The sequence below is a fragment of the Synechococcus sp. H60.1 genome (assembly GCF_047462335.1).
Classification (GTDB): domain Bacteria; phylum Cyanobacteriota; class Cyanobacteriia; order Thermostichales; family Thermostichaceae; genus Thermostichus.
In genome coordinates, this window is sequence record NZ_JANSJA010000244.1 from 1 (window position 1) to 4,519 (window position 4,519).

The window sequence follows — 4,519 nt, forward strand, 5'->3', positions numbered from 1 at the left end:
ACCCCCAAAGCCCCCCACCAGGACGGTTCCTCCCCGTAGGCCCAGAGCGCCCAAAAAGCCAGCGTCACCGCCACCAGCAGCGGCAGCTCCAACATGTAGACATGGGCCAGAGCCGCGATCCCTGGGTAAAGGAGGAGCAGCGCTGCCGCCAACCAGCCCACCTCCTGAGAGTGGTAAATCCGCTGGCCCAGCCGCTGGGTTGCCAGGGTCAGGATCCCCAGCAACACCCAATTGAGCAACTGCCCATCGGCACGGCTAAAGGGGTGCAAAGCGGCCAACGGGATCCCCAGCCAATAGGCCAGAGGCGGGTAGCGCTGGTTTAAGTGCAAAAACTGCTGCCACCACACCCCTTCCCAGCGAAACCGGCGCAGGTGATCCCCAAATGCCTGGGCCTGCAACAGGTGCTGCGCCTCATCCCAGGCTGGCGGCAGGGGATCCGTCCAGTTCCAAACCAGCAACAGCAGTAGGGCCGCCATCCCCAGGCCCGCCCAGGCGGGGAGAAAGGGGATCCCCACCCCCCCTCTTGCTGCCGCTATCCGACTGGAGGTCGTCTTCATGGCCTTAGCCCTGTTTCCTAGCGCTACACTCAACTTGGGCTGCCCTTAGAGATCCTCGAGGCCGCGATATTCCCCCCCATGACCGTTCCACCCTCTGGCTCCACAGGTGTCTGGATCCTCCCCGACCAACTGCACCCCCAGCAAGCTGCCCTTGCCTCCCTCTCAACCCTACCTCCCCACCGCGTCCCCATCCTTTTTATCGAGTCCCACGCTTGGGCCAGCTCCCGCAACCATCACCAGCAGAAGTTGGTGCTGGTGTGGTCGGCCATGCGCCACTTTGCCCAAGAATTGCAACAGCGCGGCCACCCCGTTACCTATGTGGAAGCGGAGGACTCTGCTGAACCCCTGCAGGCTTGGGCCAGGCAATATCAATTACAACAAATCCGCCTCATGCAGCCTGCCGACATTCCTGTTCGAGCGGAGGTGGAAAAGCTGAGATCCGCCCTCCCCTGCCCGCTCTTGGTCGTGGAAAATAACCACTTCCTCTGGACAGCCTCCCAGTTTATCGACTGGGCCTCAGGCCGCAAGCGCCTGCTTCTGGAAGACTTTTACCGCCAAGGGCGCAGACGCTTCCGCCTCCTCATGGACGGCTCCCAACCCCTGGGGGGGCGCTGGAACTACGACCGGGAAAACCGGCAGCCTCCTCAGCCTGGCCGGCGCTACCCACCCCCTCTGAGGTTTCCTCCCGACGCCATCACGCAAGCGGTGATGGAGAAAGTGCGGCGACGTTACGGCCACCACTTTGGATCCCTAGAGGGCTTTGGCTGGGCAGTCACCCGCGCCCAAGCCCTGCAGGTGCTCGAAGACTTTATCCAGCACCGCCTGCCCCATTTCGGCCCCTGGCAAGATGCCATGCAAGCTGGGGAGGACTTCCTCTACCACTCCCTCCTTTCCCCCTACCTCAATCTAGGGCTTCTCACCCCCCAAGAAGTCCTCGCCGCCGCCGCACAGGCCTACCATCGCGGCGGGATCCCTCTTCCTTCCGCTGAAGGCTTCATCCGTCAGATCCTGGGCTGGCGGGAATACCTGCGCGGCTTCTACGAATACCAGATGCCCCAGGGCTATGCCCAGAAGAACTTCTTTGGCCACCACCGCCCCCTGCCGGACTTTTTTTGGACGGGCGAAACCGACATGGCCTGCCTACGGCACACCCTAGGGCAAATTCGCCGCCACGGCTACGCCCACCACATCCAGCGGCTGATGGTGCTCAGCAATTTTGCGCTCATCAGCGGCATCCAACCCCAGGCAGTGGAAGCGTGGTTTCACGACGTGTTCATCGACAGCTACGACTGGGTGATGCAGCCCAACGTCATCGGCATGGGCCTTTTTGCCGACCGGGGCATGCTTTCCACCAAACCCTACGCCGCCTCTGCCCAGTACATCCGCAGAATGAGTGACTACTGCCGCCATTGCCGCTACAATCCCAGCGAAAAGGTTGGCGAACGCGCCTGTCCCTTTAATACCTTCTACTGGGATTTCCTCTTGCGCCACCGCTCCCTCTTGACCCCCCTAGGGAGGATGAAATGGGTATTGGCCCACTTGGATCGCTTGCAGCCGGAGCTAAAAGCCCAAATCCAAGCGCAAGCTGCTGCTTGGTGGGATCCCTGGCCTAGGAGCAACTCCCTGGGCCAGCCGTCTGGCTAAAATTGGAGCACCTTCCCTTTCTGTGCTACTTGGTTCAAGGAGCCCACGTCATGAAATGTCCCCGCTGCGGCAAGCAAGAAATTCGCGTTTTAGAGTCCCGTTCGGCAGAAGGTGGCCAAAGCGTGCGGCGGCGGCGGGAATGCATGTCCTGTGGCTACCGCTTCACCACCTACGAGCGCATTGAATTCATGCCCATCATGGTCATTAAACGGGATGGATCCCGGGAGAGTTTTAACCGCAACAAGATCCTCCAAGGGGTGATGCACGCCTGCCAAAAAACCCAAGTTAGCGTCAAGCAGATGGAGGAGTTGGTCAACGAAATCGAAGAAAAACTGCAACTGGAAGACGTTCAAGAGGTAACTACCCTACGCATCGGCGAGATGGTACTGGAGCGCCTACAGCGCCTGAGCGAAGTTGCCTATGTGCGCTTTGCCTCCGTGTACCGCCAGTTCCAGGGTATAAAAGACTTTGTTACTGAACTGGAACAGTTGGAACGGTTGGAGGGCCCCCTCCGACGAGATCTGGAGCGGCCGTTGCGGAACTCTCCCCCTTCAGAGTCGGAATCCACAGCTTCTCCAGACTGGGTGGGGGGTATTCCCAAACTCCTCGATCAAAACGACGCCTCGAGCAATCTCTCGGGGATCCCAAAATAGCGCTTGCCGCCGAGAAAAACTGCCAGAAAAGGGCTCCCATCCAAACAGCTTAGCGGTATGCTTGGGTTAGCAATTGCCGCCTACACTAAGCATAGCGCTAGATATCCCCGGCTGGTCGGTGTTCAGCGCTACCGCTAGGTGAGCCTTGCGGCTTTGTCTGTTCAGGATCCCTTGCTGCCCACCTTCCTCAGTTTTTCATCCTTTCTTACGCGTCGATTCAATTTATGCAGTACGACTTTCGGGGTTCTAGCCCCTCTGGAGCTCGCAACGGCAACCCCAGTGGCTTGCCCGGCAACAACAGCTTTCGCACCCCTGCCTCACTAGAGACGGGGCCGGGGACAGTGCCCATCCAGGTGTATCAACAAGTGGCCGAAGAGCTGGAATCTGCCCGTCAGCAGGTGAGCCGCCTCTCTTCCGAAAATCAGCGCCTGCACGCTCTGCATCAACAGTTGTCTGGAGAAGTTACTGCCATCGCGCAAGAATTTCAGGGGCAATTGGGTCAGGCCTTGAAGCGCCTACAGCAAATCAGCATACGGCTTGCTGACACAAGCCAAGCCGCTGCTCCTGAAAGAGAGGCCGCTGCAGCCCCTTTTCGAGGGGATGGCCTGTCCTCAGAACCTGACCAAGCTTCTCCCCCCTATGATTTTTTGAATCGCCTCAAGCGACGCCAAGCTCGCAGCGAGGTTTCACCCTTCTCTAGCAACGTCTATCCAACTTCCTCTTACTCTGACTTTGCCGCTTCCTCTTTCGAGCCCCGATCTCAGCCCTCCACTCTACCCCCCCGTCCCCGTCAAGACACTCCTACTGAGCCTTCTTACCCCCGTGCCGGCTATCAGATTCCCTCCTTGGAAGAGTTGATGCAAAATATGGGTGGCGAGGTTCATTCCACCAGCGTCTACCAACGGGTGCGCGATCAACATCACGGATCCCAAGGCTCCGCTGTGCTGTGGATGGCCGCTGCAGTTCTTTTGGTAGTCGCCTCTTTCGGATTGGGCTTCGTAGCCGTACAGCCCTTTTTGCGCAACAACCCACCACCCTCTCCTGTGAAAGCACCCCAATAGTTCCGGAGGCGGAATTTCGTCTACCTACAGGACTTCCACAAGTTTCAGGTCCATTCTTCAAGCCGCAGCCCTAGGGCACTGGTTTTGCGCAAAAGCGATCCCAGCGGCTGATCAGAATAGGATCCTCTACTTTTGAGGAGAGTAAGACGCAATCTCCGCAGAACGTATTGCCACATAGAAGCTTGGTACCCCCCCACTTTAGTACGGGACGGAAAAGCCCGTAAGCAACTTTAGCTGCTCGTCAAGGGTATGCTTGCTGAGAAGGCGTACCGTTCCCAGGCGGGCACCCAATCATGGTGAAAGACTCGACTGGTAGCAAGCGTCTGGGAGATAATAACGTCTCAGCCAACCTACAAGGACTCCGTCCTGCTTACGCGAACAGAAAAGTAAGCGAAACCTTGAGGTTTTGCCACAAGGTTCTGTCTAGAGGCGTCTTGATAGCGCCTTTATGAGTTCGTTCTTGAACTGCGTAAGAATCCCCCGCCTTTATGCGGTGGGAGTATCAAACCCTACACCTGTAGAAACTGTAGAGCTACCCCTTGGGACAACAACCCCCCAAAAGTTGGGGGGTTGGGGTGGAGAGAAGAGCCTGGCACCGAGCTAG

The 4,519-nt window shown here is 58.3% G+C and carries 3 protein-coding genes and 1 pseudogene; 3 read left to right on the top strand and 1 reads right to left on the bottom strand.

Annotation, left to right across the window (positions count from 1 at the left end):
• Positions 1–557, bottom strand: a pseudogene (locus tag NW852_RS11625) (hypothetical protein); the annotation flags it as partial.
• A 78-nt stretch (positions 558–635) separates the two neighbouring features.
• On the opposite strand from NW852_RS11625, the gene NW852_RS11630 reads away from it, so the two are divergent.
• The 3 genes from NW852_RS11630 (at position 636) to NW852_RS11640 (ending at position 3,915) form a co-directional block, all read left to right on the top strand.
• Positions 636–2,201, top strand: coding sequence for a cryptochrome/photolyase family protein (locus NW852_RS11630; protein WP_414426764.1), 1,566 nt, complete (start codon positions 636–638; stop codon positions 2,199–2,201).
• Positions 2,202–2,251: 50 nt separating this feature from the next.
• Complete coding sequence (gene nrdR / locus NW852_RS11635; protein WP_414372671.1) at positions 2,252–2,854, top strand: transcriptional regulator NrdR; 603 nt, start codon at positions 2,252–2,254, stop codon at positions 2,852–2,854.
• Positions 2,855–3,078: 224 nt separating this feature from the next.
• Positions 3,079–3,915, top strand: coding sequence for a hypothetical protein (locus NW852_RS11640; RefSeq protein WP_414378331.1), 837 nt, complete (start codon positions 3,079–3,081; stop codon positions 3,913–3,915).
• Positions 3,916–4,519 lie beyond the last annotated feature (604 nt).

Excerpts from the sequence above, each read along its gene's own strand:
- nrdR (WP_414372671.1), top strand. The coding sequence starts at position 2,252 with ATGAAATGTCCCCGCTGCGGCAAGCAAGAAATTCGCGTTTTAGAGTCC.
- NW852_RS11630 (WP_414426764.1), top strand. The coding sequence starts at position 636 with ATGACCGTTCCACCCTCTGGCTCCACAGGTGTCTGGATCCTCCCCGAC.
- NW852_RS11640 (WP_414378331.1), top strand. The coding sequence starts at position 3,079 with ATGCAGTACGACTTTCGGGGTTCTAGCCCCTCTGGAGCTCGCAACGGC.